We start from the raw sequence: 18887 nt of genomic DNA on the forward strand, positions 1-18887 counted from the left end.
CTATTACAAGAGCCGGAGCTAACGCTTCAGAAACACAAACGCTTGCAAATTCAAATCCGCAAAATCCGAAATCCTCCTCCGGAGTGGATGCTGCACTGCGAATCTTCCTGATCCAATATCTTAGAGTACTGACCTTGATGTCATTTTTTTCGCACCAGGCTTTTTGAGTGAGATTGCTTGACTTGAAGTCGCTTACGCGGCTAGTCCAAATTTCTCTACTTTCATCTATTTTCATAAAAACACCTCCGATTTAATATCTTTGGTGTATTATCTCATTTCTTACTTTTGGAGTCCATGTGGGTTGTATTTGACGGATACGGAAAACAAGTATAGCCCCACGGTATAGATTTACACTTAAAAGTGACCACTGATTAACGAATAGAATTGACCACCTACGATTAAATAAAGTATCCTGTTTCCAAGGAGTTTTCCCTATGAATTTCAAACGGGAACACATGGCAGGAAGGGCTGGTGCTGAACGGGGTGGTCATATCAGCAAAAGAGCGTTCATTAAAGCTGGCACTCAGAAGTGCTTCCTCAGCTTGAAGGAGACAATCCTATAATAGTTGTTTGTCCGGGAGGAAAAGGCGGAGCAGAGAGAACTGTCCAGCACCTTGAAGAAAAAGGAATAAAGGCTGAAAGACTATTCATACTTGAAAACGGTCAAGGCGGATGGCCTTACGACGAGCTTCTGGAAAAATAGTACAGATTACCCTATCAAAAATGAATACAAACTGATTTGCGAAAAGCCGCAGGCGGTGAAAAAAGCCTGCGGCTTTTCGCTGTAAAAGACCGGGGATAAGGGGGGATAATTAACCTAAACATTTGTTGGATTAAGCTTAAGCTATGCAGCTGCGCAGTTTCAAACTGAAAAATAATTATTAATTGGTGTATGGCTTTTATATTCAAACAGTGATATTGTAAAGAATATAATAAAAAACAAGGCAGGGGTTATCATGTTCAATATACTATCTCTGATATTTCGCTATTTGTTCATTTTGATTATCTACTTTTTCATATTCTCGATAATAAGGCTCATATACCTTGACATAAGGAGCTTCAGCGCTGTCAAAAGCGCCCATTCATACCTGAGGCTCATAGTGCTTAGGGAATATCTCCCGTTTGACATCGAAGAGGTGTACCTTCTGGACAGGTCCGTGAGAATAGGAAGGAATAAGGGGAACGACATAGTCATAAACGACCCTTTCATCTCAAGCGAGCATTTGAATGTAATAAAGGACGGGGATGAATTCTTCATAGACGACGCAGGCAGCGCAAACGGGACCTATGTCAACGGTAAGCGCATAGAAGGCAGGACTCATATTAAGAACCAGGACAGGATAAGAATGGGACAGGTGGAGTTCTTGTTCGTATCAAAGTAGAGAAGGGGTAATCATGATTCGGAAACTATTAGACTACAAAACGCCTCAAAACCTCATAATGCTTATCAACATCATGGCGGCGCTTCTCCTCAGCATCCGGGGCGGGGGCTTCGACAGACTGGTTCTCGGATTTGGGCTCCTTTTGGCCGTGATTCTTTACGCCTCCAACTTCATACTGCTTAAGGTGTCGGCCGGGGACCACTATATATTCATGATAATGAGCATGCTTATTGTAATAGGGGTCATAATGATATACAGGATAGACCCCGAGTATGGAATCCGCCAGGTCACATGGCTTGCAGCGGGTATATTCACATATTTCACATCATACATCCTGGTCAAAAAGGTAAAGGGCTGGAGGAACTGGACCAAACAGTACATGATTGTGTCATTTCTACTTTTCATAGCCACTCTTGCGCTTGGAGTCAGGATAAAGGGTGCCACCAACTGGATAAGGGTCGGAGGATTTACAATCCAGCCTACGGAGATCACCAAGATAGTATTCGTGTTTTTCATGGCGTCATACTACTGCAAAAAGGAGAGATTTATGAACTCTTACTGCCTCATCGCAGCGGTGTATGCGTTCATAGGATTACTGTTTTTGCAAAGGGATCTGGGCACGGCAATGATATTCTATTTCGTGTTCATGACCATATTCTATATATTCGAGTCCGACAGGAAACTCATATACTGCAACATAGCGGCCGCAATCGTCATAGCCTTTGCAAGCTACTTCGTTGTGGGGCACGTGGAGGTGAGGGTCAGTGCATGGCTTGATCCGTGGAAGTATGCGGACAGCAGGGGATATCAGATTGTACAGTCTATGATTGCCATAGCTTCGGGTGGTTTTTTTGGAACAGGGATAGGATTCGGATACCCCCAGTCCATACCTGAAGTCCACACGGATTTCATATTCTCGGCAATATGCGAGGAGATGGGCATATTCGGCGGCATAGGAGTGATAATGCTTTTTATGATACTGACTTACAGGGGATTCAAGATAGCGCTCAGCCAGCAGGACGTTTTCTTCAAGATAATGGCCCTTGGAATCACTTCGATGATAGGCTTTCAGGCCTTTGTAATAGTAGGTGGCGTAACTAACATGATCCCGCTTACCGGAGTCACCCTCCCGTTTGTTAGCTACGGGGGAAGCTCGCTGGTTTCAAGCCTTGCTGCGCTTGGGATTTTGCAGGTGGCCTCGGAAAAGGTAGGCGCGGGGGCGGAAGGTGAAGTTTGCAATGGATAAGACTGACAAGAGGATAATAAAGGTGCTCGTATCGCTTACGGTGATGTTTTTGAGCCTTGCGGTGTATTTGAGCTATTTCCAGATGTTCAGGGCGGCTGAAATCGTAAAGAGCAGCTACAACAAAAGGCTTTGGGCAAGCGAGGAGAGTGTTTTGAGGGGCTCCATACTGGACAGGAACGGGACAGTGCTGGCGTACAGCGAAAAGGGCGAAAACGGCCAGGCGAGGAGATATCCGTTTGGGAGGCTCTACAGCCACGTCATAGGCTACAGCTACAGGGAGTACGGCAAGTCTGGGCTTGAAAACTCATACAACAGCTACCTTGTAAACGCATCCCGAAACCCACTTGAGGAGATAGCTCAAAAGATAACAGGGCCGAGTGAAAACGGAAACAAACTGGTGCTTACAATAGACCACGAGCTGCAAAAGAAGGCGCAAAAGCACCTTTCTGGCAAAAAGGGCTCCATAATACTCATGAATCCCAAAACAGGCGAGATATATGCGATGGTGAGCAATCCTGACTTCAACCCGGCCAATCTGGGTGAAAGCTGGGCCGAAATAGTTGAAGACGAGGAAAGCCCCCTTTTGAACAGGTCTACAATGGGGCTTTACGCTCCGGGTTCAGTATTCAAGATAATAACGGCGACCGCAGCTCTTGAAAATTCTCTCGGCGCAGGCTACGACTGCAAGGGCAGCATAGTGATAGACGGATACGAGCTCAGGGACTACGGCGGGAAGGCCCACGGCAGGGTGGACATTAAAAAGGCCATGGAGGTCTCCTGCAACAGCGCGTTTGCGAGCTTGGGGCTTGAACTTGGAGAAGACGCACTCAGGGGCGAGGCCGAGAAATACATGTTCAACGAGAAGATACCTTTTGACCTCAAGACCAAAAACTCAGTGTTCCCAGCAGGGAGGATGTCTAAGGCGGAGCTTGGCGCCACGGCGATAGGGCAGGGAAAGGTGCTAGTGACACCTCTCAACATGCTGCTTGCAGTGAGTACGATTGCAAACGGGGGGGAGATGGTGGAGCCTCACATAGTAAAGGAGGTAGTATCCGCCGATGGCAAGACAATAATGTCTATCGAGCCGAAGACCCTTAAAACGGTGACCGATTCGCTTACGGCGCAAGCGATAAGTGAGATGATGGTAGGCGTTGTTCAAAGCGGCACGGGCAAAAACGCCAGAATCAGAAGCGTCAAGGTCGCAGGAAAGACGGGAACTGCCGAAAACGAGTCGGAAAAGGAGCACGCATGGTTTGTGGGCTTCGCGCCCGCAGACGACCCGGATGTAGCAGTTGTCGTAGTGCTTGAAAACATGGGCTCTACAGGAGGCGCAAGCGCCGCTCCGATTGCGAGGGACATGATGACTGGTTACTTTTCGCGAAAGTAAAAGCGTCTGCGATTTTTGCTATTAGGCTTTTCTATAGTTTGCGCATATCTTGAGAAGATGAGGGTCGAGGCGGCTTAAGCAGGCCGCCGGCTGTCTGGAATGGCCAAGCGGCAAATAAATTGAGAGTACAAGGAACCAGCCATAAGGCTGGTTCTTTTTTGTCTGTACTGATGAATGATTTGCAATAATTATTAAGTTTCAGGGCAGATGGATATGAAAATGTTGTATAATCAAATAAAGAAATTGAATTGTGTCGAAAAATGTTTAATTGCAATGGAAGCGGGGGGACTGTGATTTGAATATAAAAGCGAATAAACTGTATGCGCTGCGCATTTTCAGCATATGCGCTATGGTGAGCACTCTAAGCATAATGGTGTTTTTATTTGCAATAGATACTCTTGAAAACCGGGACAGGCAGAGGGAAAGGCTGGAGGTGATGGAAAGGTTTCTAAGATTTCAGTCGGGTGCAGAGTCTACAATCAATGAGAGCGTAAATCTGATGAAGGGATACCTGGCGTATATACAGACGAATCCTGGAATGTCTGAAGAAGATACGAAGAGGTACTTGGACGAGCTTCTGTCGGATAAGAAGACTCTTATTCGAAACATAGGGATAATGAAGGATACAACTATAATATGGAACTATCCTAAGGCGGGGAATGAAAAGGCAATAGGCGTAGACCTTTCTGAAATACCAGGGCAAAGTGAAGAAGTGCTGGGCGTGAAAGAAACCCTTGAGGAGTTTTTCGTAGGCCCTGTAGAGCTTGTTCAGGGAGGAATGGGGTTTATTGTAAGAGATCCTGTAATTATAGGGGGAAGCTACTGGGGGCAGATGAGCATAGTCATTGACGGTGACAGGTATTTGGAGCAGATGGACTCAATAGCAGACGATTTGGGGCTGAGCATAGTCATTTTCAATGAAGATGAATTTCCCCTCAAGCCGTTTTACGGGGATAGGGAGATACTGGACCGCGGCGGATTGGAGCTGGACGTAGAGGTTTTGAACAATACATTGAAGGTTGCGGTGGAACCTTTGGGCGGATGGGAGGAAACTTCGGCAAAGTTCGGCATGCTAAAGGCTAGTGCGGTCATTGTAGGCCTGACTATAGGATTTCTATTACATATGGTTCTTTATACAAGGTATCAGCTTAAATACCAGGCGACAAGAGATCGCCTTACAGGCCTCAATAACCGATACGTATTGGATCACCACTACCAGGCTGTAACAAAGGCTTCTGACAGCAGCGGGGAGCTGGTTGGGATTTTCATTTTGGACATCAACAACTTCAAAAAGATCAACGACAGCTACGGGCATAAGGTGGGGGACATTGTGCTTATTGAATTTGCAAAGCTGCTCGAGTCGGTCGGAGTCAAAGATAAGAGGGTTTTCAGGCTTGGAGGGGATGAATTTCTCATATTGGTTTCGGGAAATGAGGGGCTTCAGGATTTGAAGCATGTGGAGAGAAATATAAGGGCGAAGGCGGAGTTTAGGTTCAAATACGAAGACATAGAAATTGATATTATTCCAAGCCTGGGGCTCGCCTCGTACCCAACCGACGGATATACCCTTGATGAGGTGATGCATGTTGCGGATTCAAGGATGTATGACGAAAAAAGGCTTACAAAGCAAAGGAATAAGCGAATAGATTAATGGAGGAAACGATGATAAAAATTATTGCCGATTCGACGTGCGATTTGTCTGCAGAGATGATTGAAAGATACGATATAGGGATAGCTTCACTTACAATAAACATAGAGGGGAAGCAGTACAGGGACAAGGTGGATATACACCCGGACACACTTTACGGTATGATAGAGGAAGTGGATCAGATATCAACCGCCATGCCCAGCCCGGCGGAATACATTGATGCCATCAAAGAGGCTGTGGCAAAAGGGTTTGATGAAATACTGTGCATATGCATGTCCAGCGGCACTAGCGGAGCATACCAGTCGGCAGAAATAGCTAGGCAGTACTACTATGAGGAAAGTCCCTCTTCAAGCGCCAAAATACACGTTGTGGATTCAAGGTGCATGAGCCACGGAAGCGGATGGCTGGTGCTCAAAAGCGCAGCCATGAGAGAGATGGGGGATTCATTTGAGGAGATTGTGGAATTCAACGAAAAGCATAAGACGAGGGTGAAGCACTTTTTGTCTGTGGACGATCTGGACCATCTCATAAGAAGCGGAAGGCTTACAAATGCAAGCGCGTTCATAGGAAAGATACTCAGGATAAAGCCCATAATGAGCATGAAAAACGGAAAAGGGGCAATAGTGGCAAAGGAGCGAGGAAGAAAGCAGGTTTTGAGGCACTATCTCAATGAATTCAAAAGGAGAAACGACGAGAGCGTAACGGATTTTATAATAATAGGATACACTTCGGATGAGAAATACGCTCAAAACCTCAAAAAGCTAATTGAGGATGAAACGGGTTTTTCTGGTGAAATATATATAATGCAGATGGGAGTGGCGGTTGGAATACATGTGGGGCTTGGAGCCGTGTCCATGTTCTTTGTGGAAAAGGATGTGGAGAGCCACGGAATACTGCACAGGATACTTCCGAAAATAAATTGAAAAATGAGAGCCGGACTGTTTATGCAGTCCGGATTTTTGATTCACCTGTTCATTCGCCGTAGTGGCTGTTAAATACCGTCTTGCTCACACCAAGATATTCCTGCGAAAGGGCGCTTCCGTCTTGGCCCTTGATAAGTCCGCCTTTAAGTTTGAAGCTTATGGTGGCCGGGCTTGGAATGTTTGCGGCGCCTGATACATACAGGACAAGCTCGTCGGGAGACTCGGGGCTCCACTCGACAGCCGATATATTGCTGAGCACGATATCGTTGTTTACTGAAAGGAACTGGCCGCTTCCAAGGTCATCAATAAGGGATGTGTAGTCCCCTTGTGCAAGGGGCTTGTTGAACTTCAACAGCATATAGTTTTCAGAGTCAGGATCGCCGTCGGGCCCGTCTATGAGGATTTCACCGCTGAGGCTCCACAGCAGGTCGCTTTGTATGGGGCTGCCGTTTTGAGGCCCGTAAAGCCTTGTGAAACCGTCTGGGTCATTATATTGTATCTGCGGCCACGACTTGAAATCTTCTGCGGTTTCCCCGGAAAAGACCTCGGTCCAGGTGCCTGATATATTGTAGTATATGTTTTCTGGATGGCTGCTTGCAGCCGCATTTATCTGAGCGTCATAGTCGCTGTTGAAGAGAAGGCTGATGTCGTAACCCTCGTTGTAAATAACTATGGATCCGTTTGGAAGCTGGGCGAATGATGATGCTGCCGTGAGAAGCGAAAACACTAGAGCCGTTATGACTCTTTTGGCAAATCCCATTATAATTACCACCTTTCATACTTATGTTTGGAGTGAGAATATGCGTCCTGCTCACATGTTATAATTGTACCCTTTAGAGCATGAATATATTTACAAAAATAAAGTTTTGGGCGCCTGCATGGGTATAAATATAGTCATGGAGGTGGGATATGAGAAGAGGAGCTGTCGCTGCTTTTATTGCGGTTTTGATTTTGAGTTTTAGTTTTTCAATATCCTTTGGACAGGAAGAGGGGGAGCAATATAAGGAGTTTCCCCAAAAGGAGAATGTGCCTTCAAACAAGTCTTGGACTGTGGAGTTTACAAGACCTGTATATTTCCACGGAATAAATGACTCTGACGTATATGTGAAAGACAAGAATGGGAATGTTGTTGCCGGGACAAAGGTGCATTATGAACATTCAAGGCCCTATGTGCTGGTGCTGAGGCCGCCTCAAGAGGGATGGCAGATAGGGGTGGAGTACACCCTCTTCACGTCGAGTGAAATAGTTTCACAAGAGGGTGAAAAGCTTGAAAAAGCGGCTAAGATGAGTTTTGAAGCTGGGCATGAAAGCGGAGAGATCACGCTGGCCATTGAAAGATCGGGCTCTTTGCCGTATTTTTACAGGGCTCTTGTCCAGACTTCAAGCAAGAGCGCCAAATACTATGCGGTATTCAGCGGAGAGGAAATGCTTACTCAGGTGACCCCAATTGGTGAGAAGAGCATATTTGTGATTAAGGACGAGGACAACGCAGTCTTTATAACTGTAAAAACCCTTTCAACAAGCAGCGAGCTGGATGTTGTCGAATCGAATGATTTTCCGATAGGGGCGGAGTAAATAAAAGCCGTGAACTCTCCCGGATATGGCCATGGGACGCTCGATGTGGTATGAATCTTGAAAAAAGGGGACGGTTGGTTTGTAAATCAACCGTCTTTTTTATGTAATTTTATAGGGATTCGGTACATTACATTTACCTTAACTTTGGGGCGTGTATGCATTTGATGTGAGCCTTGTGTGATATAATTTATCAAGGTGAAAATTAAAAATAAGCCATGTGGGGTGAAATGTTAAGTATGAGTATTGAAAATATTTTTAAAAGAGTATGTGCGATTTGTATTGCGGGGGCTGTGTGCATTGGGCCGCAGACGTTTGCCTATGGACAGCCTATGGCGGATGCCGCGCCGCTGAATCCGGAGTTTGTGGAGTACATGGACAAGTTGAACAACAAGCCGGATTTTGGGCCTTCGTCTGCTAAAAAATCCCGTGCGGGAAGGGTGCCGTCTCCCGTAGAAATTTCGGGAAGCTACCAGAAGCTGAGGGCGTCAGCTGCGCTTCCCGTGAGGTTTGACCTGAGGGAGGAAGGAAGGCAGACTCCCGTAAAGGATCAGGGAAATCTGGGTTCGTGCTGGACTTTTGGAAACACTGCTGCGCTTGAATCGTCACTGCTTCCTGGAGAGGAGTGGGATTTTTCTGAAAACAACCTTCTCAACAACAACGGTTTTGAAGGTGGAAGAGATGCTGGTGGAAACGGCGACATGGCTGCGGCCTATTACATTAGATGGGCGGGGCCTGTTGGCGAGGCGGACGATCCGTATACAGAGGAAGAATTTGACTCATCGCCTGCAAGCCTTGACATAAAGAAGCACGTCCAGGATATTTATTTTGTTCCGAGGGAAGACAGGGAGCTAATAAAGAAAATGATAATGGATTACGGAGCCATAAGCACAGGCGTGCTGGGTGCCGACCCTGAAAACAATGCACAGTACTACAATGAGGAGGCATATGCATTTTACTGCCCTGACGAGGACGCACAGACTGACCACGAGATAAACATAATAGGATGGGACGACAATTTCCCGAAGGAGCACTTCACCATAAAGCCTGAAGGCGACGGCGCGTACATATGCAGGAACAGCTGGGGAGACTACTGGGGCGAGGGCGGATATTTCTACGTGTCGTACTATGACACGACAATAGCTACGGGAAACACCGTATATGCAGGGGTAGAGGATGTTTCGAACTACGAATACATATACCAGCATGACGAGTACGGAGCCACGGGATACATGGGATACGGCGAGGGGGAAAACTGGTTCGCCAACGTGTTTCAGGCCGAATATGACCAGCAGGTAAAGGCTGCGGGCTTTTACACGAAGGGGATGAACTCGGAGTACGAGGTGTATGCAGCGGCTGACTATCATTCGGAGGATGACCTTTCGAACATGACAAAGGTCGGGGAAGGGGTTCTCAAAATGCCAGGATACCATACTGTTGACATGGGCGAAACAGTGAATGTGAAGGCGGGAGGCAAATTTGCAATTGCGGTAAGGATTGTAACTCCTGATGAGGGATATCCTATACCGGTTGAAGAAAACATAGAGGGCTATTTGAGCGCCGCAAGCGCAAATGCCTCTGAAAGCTTCATAAGCGGCGGCGGTGATAACTGGAGTGATTTGGCTGAATACGACGAACAGGCAAATGTCTGCCTCAAGGCGTATGCGGACAATGTGAAGGAAGAGGCGAAGCCGTTTGAATGGGACGATTCGGGATATGAGATTTGGAGCCCCAAAAAGAATGTCGGTGCTTTAAAGGACTGGACTATAGACTTTAGCGGCAAGTTGGATGCCAAGAGCATAAACTCATCCAGTATACTTGTATTCGACAAGCTCACGGGGCAGAGCCTGCCTGTAGAGGCTGCAATTTCGGATGACGGAAGCAAGGTTACAGCAAGACATCCTGGGAGCGGGTATGAAAAGGGAAAAACATATATCCTTGAGATAGGAAAGGATGTCATGTCGGACTCGGGCAAAAAGCTCCAAAAGCCTTTGAGAATGGAGTTTACAGTTGAAAATTAGATTCATTAAGCTTACAAAGTATGGAATTTTTAAAAATGTCATAGACTGATGCAGTTGATTCGGACTGAAAAAGACCGGCCTTTGAAAGGCCGGTCTTTTATAGCGATTTTCTCATTTTTCATACTGATTCGCTGTTTTATTTTTACAGCTTGGCATATTATATTTCAATTGTGTTTCATTTGCCTGCACAGTGTCGATTGGCGCCGTGAATTTGGTATAATGATAGTAGTACGGGCAAAGAGCTGCAAACAGCTCATAGAAGTGCTTTGAAAGGAGGGTTTTATGAATTTCAATAGGATTATTACTTGTCTGGCGGCTTATATATTGATTTTGGCACCGGGCGCATGCCTGGCATATGAGAATGAGACGGGCGATATTGAAATTGAATCGGGCTATGTATATTTTGACATTGACGGCGACGGGGTGGATGACGACATATTCACGACCGCAGGCAATGCCGTAATATATGGAATTGAGTTTGATATTGACGGCGACTTTTACAGGGCGTTTTCAGCAGATGTGACCGGAGACGGGAAAGATGAGATGGTAGTGGCTTCGAAGGAGAGGGGCAGTTCGTCAAGCCTTTCGTACAAGGTGTATTCCATGGATGACGGAAGGGCCGACATTATATTTGAAAGAAGCGGGATATACAGGGGAACTCTGGACGTTGAAGGTGGGGCGTTGATTGAAAGGATTCCCGTGTACGAGGAGGGAGACTCAAATGCCCAGCCTTCAATGACAAGGCGCGACAGGTACATATACAATGGAGGCGATTTTGTGCTTCAGGATTCAAAGGAGCACAGGCCGGTGTCGATGCAGTCGTCGGAAGGGTATTCCAATCCGGCAAGAAGCGAAATAGAGGCCATTATAGAGGATGTAGCGAGCGAAAAGGGAATTCCAGCTGTGATACTGAAGGCAATAGCCTGGACTGAAAGCGGCATGAGGCAGTTCAGCGGGGGAAGCCCGCTTGTGAGCTTTGACGGGGTGAGCTACGGCATAATGCAGGTGACCCCGGGCGTTCACACTTCATACGACTTGAACAGGCTCAAATACGACATAAGGTACAACATAGAGGCGGGGGCGGCGATACTACTTGAAAAATGGGGATATGCGTTTAAAAGCAGCCCCTTAATACCTACAATAGGAGACGGCGACCCGAGGGTCCTTGAAAACTGGTATTTTGCCATATGGGCCTACAACGGATGGTCCCAAAGCAACAATCCGAATATGATCCCATACGATCATGCGACATGGGTTCAACGGGAGGCCTACCAGGACAAGGTGCTTGGATATGCCTATTCTCAGTTTGGACAGTCAATAACACCGGTGGATGATAATGACCTTCCCGAAAGCGGCCTTCCCGACAAGTACGCAAATTTTTCAACGCCAAGGCCGTCCCACAGCGAAAAATTTGCGCAGTATTCGGCGGGAGACGTGATTGCATGCACTGCTGTAAGCGGACTTGTGCTTAGGGACGACGGCTGGAATAAAATAGGGAACGTTTCAAACGGATATGTGATGGCTGTTGTCAAGGGGCCGCAGCTTCACGGCGGCTATATCAGATACAATGTCCAGGTGATAGGCGACGACGAAGGCGTGGGCTGGGTTGCCATGAACTGGGCCAAGGAGGCCAAAAGCGGTGATGTAGACGGGGACGGCAGAAATACCATGGATGACATAGAGCTAATAAGGGATAGAATGGGATTTGAATATGATTCCTGCGACATAAACGGCAGCGGGATTGTGGACTCCCAGGACGTTGCAGCTGCATTTTATATGGTCAGGAATTACCAGGATGCCAATTTTGAAAAATGGCAGGAATCTGAAAAGACCGTTTCTGAAAACAAGGTTTGGACGGTGAGATTCAGCGACGGCGTGGACAGGGCCTCTGCAGTAGGCGGCGGAATTTATGTCACAGACAAGTGGGGAGAAACATTGGATGCTGATGTTGAAGTCGTAGGAGGCAGCTCGGTCCGGATAAACCCTCATTCGGGCGGATATGACGCTGGAACATACAGACTGTGCATAGGAGAAAATCTGAAGTCTTCAAGCGGCAGGAACATTGGAAATGGAACTTATATGGAGTTTACGGTAAAATAGTGTAAAAATGTTATGGCAATAGGAATTAAGATGGCGGCAAAAATAAAATGTGTGGCATTCTATGCCAGGCGTGCAATGCGAATATGTTGGAAGTTATTTGTAAAAGTGAAATTGAAAGGGAGCTGGTGTTATGAAAAAAACTGCTGCGGATTTACTGAAAAGGTCTACAGGGATTGTACTGTCTATAGGGCTTGTCGTATTCTCAAGCGCGTCTGCATTCGCAGCCACGGTGCTTTCGCCAATTTACGACGTTCCGGTTGACAAGGCGTGGACTGTAAGCTTCAGCAAAGATGTAGATCCGTATACTGTAAGCGACAATGTGGTTGTAACGGACCAGGCCGGAAGCGAAATAAGGACGGAGCTTTCAATAGAAGGTGAGAAGGTGAATATCAATCCTATTGATTCGGTGAAATACGGCCAGGAGTACAGTATACTGGTAAAGTCGAGCCTGAAGTCTGTCGAAGGAGAGTATCTTTCAAACGAGGTGCAAAAGAGTTTTACTACGGTGTCGTACGATGAGCTGAAGATGGACATGGTGACCACTGGCGGCGAGGTTCTGCCGGAGGATGTAAACACGGATTTGAAGGCTGTCCAGTACAGTACATACAATGCGGCCCAGACTTACCAGGAGGCTGCGCTGATTACGGCCAAGGTGCTTGAAGTAGATCCCGCAAAGGTCAGCTACGAGACGTGGAGCGAGGCGGTAAGTTGCGCCCTTGGGCTTTGGAACAAGGTCGACATGGAAAGCGCCCAGCTTGAAATTGAGTGCGATGCGCTTATACAAAAGGCTCAGCCGTATGAGGTGTCGGCTCAAAGGGTTGTCGCCAGCGCGTACGACAAAGATGAAATAACTGCTGTATTCGACGCCGCGCCTGCGGGAAGGAAGATAAAGACTCTTGCAAATCATCTTGGGGTTGACGCCAGAAGGGCTTTTGCAATGCTTAAGATGTCACAGGAAGAGCTCAAGGCAGAGGCGTGGAACAATGAGGGTGATACCATGGAAGTCCTTGAAAACACCGCCACTGTCATAAAGGATGGAAGCAAGGTGGCTCTTTTTGTAGGCGGAGCGATAATAACAGGTGGAGTTGCTTCGGGAGGAATGACTATAAGTCAGGCGGGAGCCGCCGTTACGGCAGCGGGCAAGGCTGGGCTTGCGCAGATAGTAAGGCAGGGAGGTGCAACACTTGTCATGTCTGGGGTGGATCTTGCGCTTGAGGTGTCTGCCGACAGTGCGGGCATAGCTTTTGGGAAAGGAAACGGATTCACTGCGATGGTTACGGAGGTCAGAAGCGTGACGGCTCCGGCTGCCGGGGTAATGGGATTTTACAATGTCAAAAACACATCGTCGGCGGCGGACTGGGTATGCAATACATTCATGGTCGCAGACATGGAAAGGGAGGCCTTCCAGGAAGGCAAGCTATTTGGAATAAAGGTGACAGACGAGTCTGTGTTTGCACCGGGGGAAGAGCCGGGAGAAAACCCTCCAAAGAAGATAGAGGTTCTGAAGATAGAGGACACTGTAAAGGACAGCGTCAAGGAAGGTCTTGAAAACTGGCTGAAGGAAAAGGCGGATTCATCCGCGACTACAGAGGAAATAACGCAGGATGCAGAGCTTGAGATGAAGGATGGAGAGACATTCGAGCAGACGGACATAGAGCCCGAGGAGGACAAGAGCGAAGATAAGACAGACAGTGCGGCCTCGTTCAGCGCGGTTCTTTCAGGGTCAGCTCCTAGCTATACTGTCTCGGTTGATTCGAGCCAGGCCGAGCCAGGCTCCATATTCAGCATATCGATAGTCGGCGGTCAGGGCGTGATACACGGGAAGAGCGCCCAGCTCGCTGAAGGCGGAAATGACATTTCATGGGGCTTTGACATGTTCGCAAATACGGGGGATGCGCTCTTGAAGGTTAAAAGGGCGGATACGGATGAGTATCAGTTCATAAATATTCCGGGATATAAAGACGAGGATGAAACTGGCGGAGAAGAGGACTACGAGGAACAGATGGATATTGACTATTTAAGGATAGTAGAGGAAGAGGCCCAGCTGGGAGACAAATACTATGTATTCAAGTATTATGAAGACGATGATCTGAAAAGGTGGCAGGGGGCCTGCGAAATATACTATGATTCATCAAAATCCCAGCTTTACGAAAAATCATACAGGATAGATGGATATATGACCGGACCCTACAAGATATGGCATTCAAACGGCCAGATATTAGTTCAGGGAAGCTATTTGCTTGAGACAGGGTATTATTACGAGGAGAAAAAGGACGGGCAGTGGCTGACATACAGCTCTGCAGGCGTTCTTATAAAAAATGAGACCTATTCAATGGGAAAAAGAAGCGGATTGTACCGCCAGTACGCTTCATCGGGAGAACTTGTCGAGGAATCGAATTATCAAGACGGACAGTACCACGGAATGTACAAAAGATGGGATGAATGGACAGGCAATCTTGAAATGGAAGGTAGCTATGTGAACGGACAAAAGGACGGAACCTGGGTTTACTACAGCGGCTACTATCCAAACGGAGCTTTAAGCGCAAAGACTGTCACAGAGTTCCAAAGCGGTCAGGTCATATCAGTCGCTACAACAAGGTATGATGAGCAGGGAGCTGTCATATCTGTCGAATAGACTGTCTGTAATTGTTTTTGGATTTGCTGAGCAGTATTTTGAATGAAATGCAAATAGATGTTTTATTTGATTTTGATTGCGGCATTGAAGAGCAAAAAATGAGCGTCCGTGGGGCTGATCCCCACGGACGCTCATTTTTGTTTTGGGGATATGGATATATAAGAATCCTTGTATCACATATGGGCAGTTGCTTCCAACGCTCATGCTCCATATTTACATTAATTTGTCTTGAACTCAAATCTTATGGCTTCCAAAAGGCTTTTGCCGTTTGAGCTTTTTATGGAATCGCCAATATATATCACATAGTCCGACGAAGGCTGATACGGCGAAACTGGTCTTATTTCAATCGTACTAGGATCTGAAGTGTTCAGTGCTACAGAGACGTCATGCTTAACTGAGCTTCCATTTTTGCACACGAATATATTCGAGCTGTTTACAGTGGACTTGTCGGCCTCGCCGCTAAGGGCTATGCTCCATATATAGCCTGTGCTTACAGCAGGAGTGGACTGTGAATTCCACAGGGAATACTTGCTCTCGTCCACGGGGGTGTCGCCGATTTGAGAAGAGTCCCATTGAATCCCGCTTACGACCTTTATTCCGTCGTACATGTATGCGAAGTAGACATCTCCGTACTGGTCGTAATCTGAGGACTTGAGAATTCCTCCGAGATAGCTGCTTTCGGGAATAACGCCGCCTGTAGAATCGCTGTCGTATTTTATTTTCTCTCCGTTTTTCTTCAAGAGAGTGGTGCCGGACCAGATGTCTCCATTTTCCATCTTCAAAGCCAGCCCGCCGGGAAAATCGCTATAGCCAACGTTAGTCCAGCCGCTTTGTGAATATTTTTGAACCCCATAAGATCCTGAGGCGTAAAGTATGCCTGAATCGGACTCCACAAAGCTGTTTACTTCTCCGCCCATGAAGCCGGAGTCGCCCGAGGAAAAGCCCTTCCAGCTTCCGTCGATTGACATTACAGCAGCCCCGTTTCTGGTGCCTATCCATATGTTGCCGATGCTGTCTTCGTATGCGCAGCTTATTATATTATCCGGAATGGCGCCGCCTGTAGATTCGTATGAGTATATCTCCCATGAACCGTTGTCGGGGCTCAGGTAGTAAACTCCGTCTCCGGTGTAGAACCATTTGCCGTCTTTTGAATCGGTATATGCTCCATATGCGGCGAATATCTCCACGGGAGGCTGAACTATGTCTATCCATTTTTCATTTTGGACGTCGTATGCCTTCACTTCACCCTTCCACATTATTATATAGACTATGTTGTTTGAATCAGCCGTGATCCCGCCTGCCTGGAAAGGCCCGAGATTTTTGTACTGAATCCACTCGCCATCAGGCGTTCTCCTTGAAACTCCGTCGTCTCCTGCAACCCATAGGCCGCCGCTTTTGTCTATTTTCATGTCGTGGATTCTGTAAGATACAAGCGAATTCGATGTGGAGTTTATGTTGTACTTGCTGGATAGCCCTGCTGTAAAGTCCGTTATTTCATATATGCTGGACATGAAATCGTCGCATATCAGCCAGAGGCCATTATCGGAGTCAAGCCTTAGGGAATGGATTGAATCCCCGGATATTCCGAGGCTTTCGCCGCTGTAAGACTGAATAGAGCCTGAGGAAACCTTTATAAGATCGCCGTGGTATGTGCTCACCCAAATCACATCGTTTTCACTGTCATATTCCATGTCGGTCACTGAAACAGACGGCACTGAAGGGTCGGAGTCCGTGTATTTGCTCCACTGGCCGCCAGCACTCAGCTTGTATATTCCATCTATGCCGTAGTTGCTGGAGCCGAACCAAATGTTTCCGTCCGCGTCCTGCGCGATGCTTGAAAATGCATGGGAATAGTCTGCGGGAGGAACGTTGGAGCCTGAATATATGTTGCTGACATAATCGAGATATCCGTTTTCGGAATTTGAATCCGTAAGAATTCCGTACTCAGTCCCTATCCACAGGTATCCGCTGCTGTCCCTGAAAATGGACGCTGGGTGCAGGTCTGAAAGGATATGGCTTTTGCCGGACACCACTTCATAATCGTTAGATACAAGATATGCGCCCGCGTAGGTCAGAATCCATTTCCCTTCTGCGCCCGCATCCAGTATCTGAATGACCTCGTCAGACATTATGTACTTGTCATAGTCGTCGTTTTGGTTGAATGAAAGCCATGTTCCATCTGATTTTTTGATCTTAAGCCCATCGCCCCAGGTTGCAAACCACATTGAGCCCTTTTCGTCAAACAGCATGTCCTTAACCTGGGCGTCGTTTTTTATATTCCCACGGGTATATGCGCTGTCGTAATATTCGTGGCTTCCGTCTTCAGACCAGAAAAACACACTGCCTTTTTCTTTGCTCTGGCCGGTGATCCATCTGCCGCCGTCATTATCAAAATAGATGCCTTCAGGATTGAGGTAGGGAATACCGTCTGTTTCAATGGAGCTCCACTCCTCTGCAAAAGATGAAAAAGAAAATAAATACAAAACTGCTGCTGCAAATAAAGTCAAAAACAATTTTCGAATCATACAATCACTCCCATACAAATATTGGGGCATAACCCCTTAAATAGTCATCATATAGTATTTTGTATCGCTTTAATTAAATTATATAGTATTAAAAAAAGGGCTTCAACAAAAACAAACCGCCCCGCGGTGAAGCTGCGGCGGGGCGGTTTGTTTTTATTGAGGATTCACTATCAAATAGCAACAGAATGGACGTACATTCGGCCGGGAGTTGAGCTTAGTGAAGCTCTGTGACTATGAGCTTTAGAGAACTGAGATTCGTGCCGTCCAGTCCTGAAAATGTGAATGTATCCCCTATTTCAAACGGAACGTTTATATTGACGTCCATTATGTGGTATATTCCGTACTCTATTATGCCTGCATTGTCCATGTGAAGTTGTGCGGTATATTGTGTACCGTCTGATTTTGTCATTATAAGATCCTTGTCCATTGCGATTATCGGACTCAGATCGGTGCCGGAAGGAAAGTATATCTGGATGTGACCGTTTCCAGCGTTAGTGGGGTCGTTTTTAATAGATCCTGGGAATATGCTCTCTGCCAAGAGTACGCTGCTTGGCTTTGGCGTGCTGAAGTTTTGAGCAGTCTGAGAAAGCTCTTCGGTTGGAAGGTATTCTCCGGATGCGTCCTTTATGGTGTTTGGCTTGAATGAGAACTTTACTGTAGAGCCTTCGCTTATATTAGCGGCTCCGCGCACCTCCATATACAGCTTCGGATACGCCGTACTTTCATCCGCCCATTCGAAGTCCACGACTGTCGCATCGGTAAGCTTGCCGTTGACATAAAGATTATGTGGCATTCCGCCGCTTGTGATTCCTCCGGGTTCTTGCAAAAATCCGCCCGGGCTTGAAAGCGTGTCGGCATGAATCTGCCTGTTGAACTGGACTTCAATATAAGGGTAGGCTGAATTTATTTTGTAGGCAGGATTGCTTTCATCATTGCTTATCAGCTTGAGAACACTGCTTGTGCTTGCTGAAAAATCACCGGTTGATTCGGGATATGTGGAAAAATTCATAATAACAGGCTCGGTGAGGCTGTCGCCGGACAGGCTTTTCACGCTTGAGTCTATGAACAGTTTGTATGAAGAATTGCCTTCAAATGCCAAAGCGTGATTCAGCTTGATTACAGTAGGATCTGAAGAATCCAGAGCCGGGACTATGGGGAATTCCTGGAGGCCTCCTGAAGAATCCACTGTGTATATGGATATTCCCGTCTTGGCCGAATCCAAATCTACGGAATCCGAGAACTTTACGTTCCATATGTATTCTGAAGCAACTGTGTCGTATGAAGGATAAAATTCTTCATAAAGCGATTCGTCTGGAGCTGCATGCGCATTGAAAAACGCACAGGAAGACAAGAAAATCAAAATTGAAAAAGCAAAAATGCAGTGCAGTCTCAAGTTGTTAAACTGAGTGTTTTTGGATATAGACATATGATTAAACCCCCTTTGAAAT

At 46.8% G+C, this 18887-nt stretch carries 14 protein-coding genes; 10 read left to right on the forward strand and 4 right to left on the reverse strand.

The annotated features are described in order from the left end of the window. A partial coding sequence (gene tnpA / locus BUQ87_RS13530; RefSeq protein ID WP_416389735.1) for an IS66 family insertion sequence element accessory protein TnpA occupies positions 1–235 on the reverse strand: 235 nt, incomplete at its 3' end. Positions 236–529: 294 nt separating this feature from the next. Here tnpA and BUQ87_RS15335 point away from each other — a divergent pair. The 6 genes from BUQ87_RS15335 (at position 530) to BUQ87_RS13555 (ending at position 6586) form a co-directional block, all read left to right on the forward strand. Beyond that, complete coding sequence (locus BUQ87_RS15335) at positions 530–703, forward strand: rhodanese-like domain-containing protein (RefSeq protein ID WP_159434345.1); 174 nt, start codon at positions 530–532, stop codon at positions 701–703. Positions 704–998: 295 nt separating this feature from the next. Next, the gene (locus BUQ87_RS13535; RefSeq protein ID WP_242943847.1) at positions 999–1382 is read left to right on the forward strand and encodes an FHA domain-containing protein; all 384 of its coding nucleotides are present in this window, start codon (positions 999–1001) and stop codon (positions 1380–1382) included. 13 nt (positions 1383–1395) lie between these two features. Beyond that, positions 1396–2628 carry an FtsW/RodA/SpoVE family cell cycle protein gene (locus BUQ87_RS13540; protein ID WP_052636157.1) on the forward strand — a complete coding sequence of 411 codons (1233 nt, stop codon included), beginning with the start codon at positions 1396–1398 and terminating at the stop codon, positions 2626–2628. Then, positions 2609–4015, forward strand: a complete 1407-nt coding sequence (locus BUQ87_RS13545; RefSeq protein WP_200774474.1) for a peptidoglycan D,D-transpeptidase FtsI family protein — start codon at positions 2609–2611, stop codon at positions 4013–4015. The genes BUQ87_RS13540 and BUQ87_RS13545 overlap by 20 nt, the downstream gene beginning before the upstream one ends. 295 nt (positions 4016–4310) lie before the next feature. Beyond that, entirely contained in the window at positions 4311–5666 is a 1356-nt protein-coding gene (locus BUQ87_RS13550; protein ID WP_038265668.1) for a diguanylate cyclase domain-containing protein, read from the forward strand. A gap of 11 nt (positions 5667–5677) precedes the next feature. After that, positions 5678–6586, forward strand: coding sequence for a DegV family protein (locus tag BUQ87_RS13555; protein ID WP_052636156.1), 909 nt, complete (start codon positions 5678–5680; stop codon positions 6584–6586). A gap of 49 nt (positions 6587–6635) precedes the next feature. Here BUQ87_RS13555 and BUQ87_RS13560 read toward each other — a convergent pair whose 3' ends face one another. Continuing rightward, on the reverse strand, positions 6636–7346 hold the full coding sequence (locus BUQ87_RS13560; RefSeq protein ID WP_038265666.1) for a hypothetical protein: 711 nt from the start codon (positions 7344–7346) through the stop codon (positions 6636–6638). A 149-nt stretch (positions 7347–7495) separates the two neighbouring features. Here BUQ87_RS13560 and BUQ87_RS13565 point away from each other — a divergent pair, with 149 nt between their 5' ends. From BUQ87_RS13565 to BUQ87_RS13580, 4 genes are all read left to right on the forward strand, one after another. Continuing rightward, positions 7496–8161 (forward strand): hypothetical protein, encoded by a 666-nt coding sequence (locus tag BUQ87_RS13565; protein ID WP_038265663.1) that lies wholly within the window; start codon positions 7496–7498, stop codon positions 8159–8161. A gap of 236 nt (positions 8162–8397) precedes the next feature. After that, complete coding sequence (locus tag BUQ87_RS13570; RefSeq protein WP_052636155.1) at positions 8398–10179, forward strand: lectin like domain-containing protein; 1782 nt, start codon at positions 8398–8400, stop codon at positions 10177–10179. Positions 10180–10503: 324 nt separating this feature from the next. Next, complete coding sequence (locus BUQ87_RS13575) at positions 10504–12279, forward strand: transglycosylase SLT domain-containing protein (RefSeq protein WP_159434346.1); 1776 nt, start codon at positions 10504–10506, stop codon at positions 12277–12279. A gap of 130 nt (positions 12280–12409) precedes the next feature. After that, complete coding sequence (locus BUQ87_RS13580; protein ID WP_038265662.1) at positions 12410–14914, forward strand: Ig-like domain-containing protein; 2505 nt, start codon at positions 12410–12412, stop codon at positions 14912–14914. A gap of 218 nt (positions 14915–15132) precedes the next feature. On the opposite strand, the gene BUQ87_RS13585 is transcribed toward BUQ87_RS13580, so the two are convergent. Beyond that, complete coding sequence (locus BUQ87_RS13585) at positions 15133–17439, reverse strand: two-component regulator propeller domain-containing protein (RefSeq protein WP_038265659.1); 2307 nt, start codon at positions 17437–17439, stop codon at positions 15133–15135. Between the two features lie 214 nt (positions 17440–17653). Then, on the reverse strand, positions 17654–18865 hold the full coding sequence (locus tag BUQ87_RS13590) for an Ig-like domain-containing domain (RefSeq protein ID WP_038265656.1): 1212 nt from the start codon (positions 18863–18865) through the stop codon (positions 17654–17656). Between the last annotated feature and the right edge of the window lie 22 nt (positions 18866–18887).

Origin of the sequence: Peptoclostridium litorale DSM 5388, assembly GCF_900141635.1 — a bacterium.
Taxonomy (GTDB): Bacteria; Bacillota; Clostridia; order Peptostreptococcales; family Peptostreptococcaceae; genus Peptoclostridium; species Peptoclostridium litorale.

Excerpts from the sequence above, each read along its gene's own strand:
- BUQ87_RS13540 (WP_052636157.1), top strand. The coding sequence starts at position 1,396 with ATGATTCGGAAACTATTAGACTACAAAACGCCTCAAAACCTCATAATG.
- BUQ87_RS13555 (WP_052636156.1), top strand. The coding sequence starts at position 5,678 with ATGATAAAAATTATTGCCGATTCGACGTGCGATTTGTCTGCAGAGATG.
- BUQ87_RS13560 (WP_038265666.1), bottom strand. The coding sequence starts at position 7,346 with ATGGGATTTGCCAAAAGAGTCATAACGGCTCTAGTGTTTTCGCTTCTC.
- BUQ87_RS13565 (WP_038265663.1), top strand. The coding sequence starts at position 7,496 with ATGAGAAGAGGAGCTGTCGCTGCTTTTATTGCGGTTTTGATTTTGAGT.
- BUQ87_RS13570 (WP_052636155.1), top strand. The coding sequence starts at position 8,398 with ATGAGTATTGAAAATATTTTTAAAAGAGTATGTGCGATTTGTATTGCG.
- BUQ87_RS13580 (WP_038265662.1), top strand. The coding sequence starts at position 12,410 with ATGAAAAAAACTGCTGCGGATTTACTGAAAAGGTCTACAGGGATTGTA.
- BUQ87_RS13585 (WP_038265659.1), bottom strand. The coding sequence starts at position 17,439 with ATGATTCGAAAATTGTTTTTGACTTTATTTGCAGCAGCAGTTTTGTAT.
- BUQ87_RS13590 (WP_038265656.1), bottom strand. The coding sequence starts at position 18,865 with ATGTCTATATCCAAAAACACTCAGTTTAACAACTTGAGACTGCACTGC.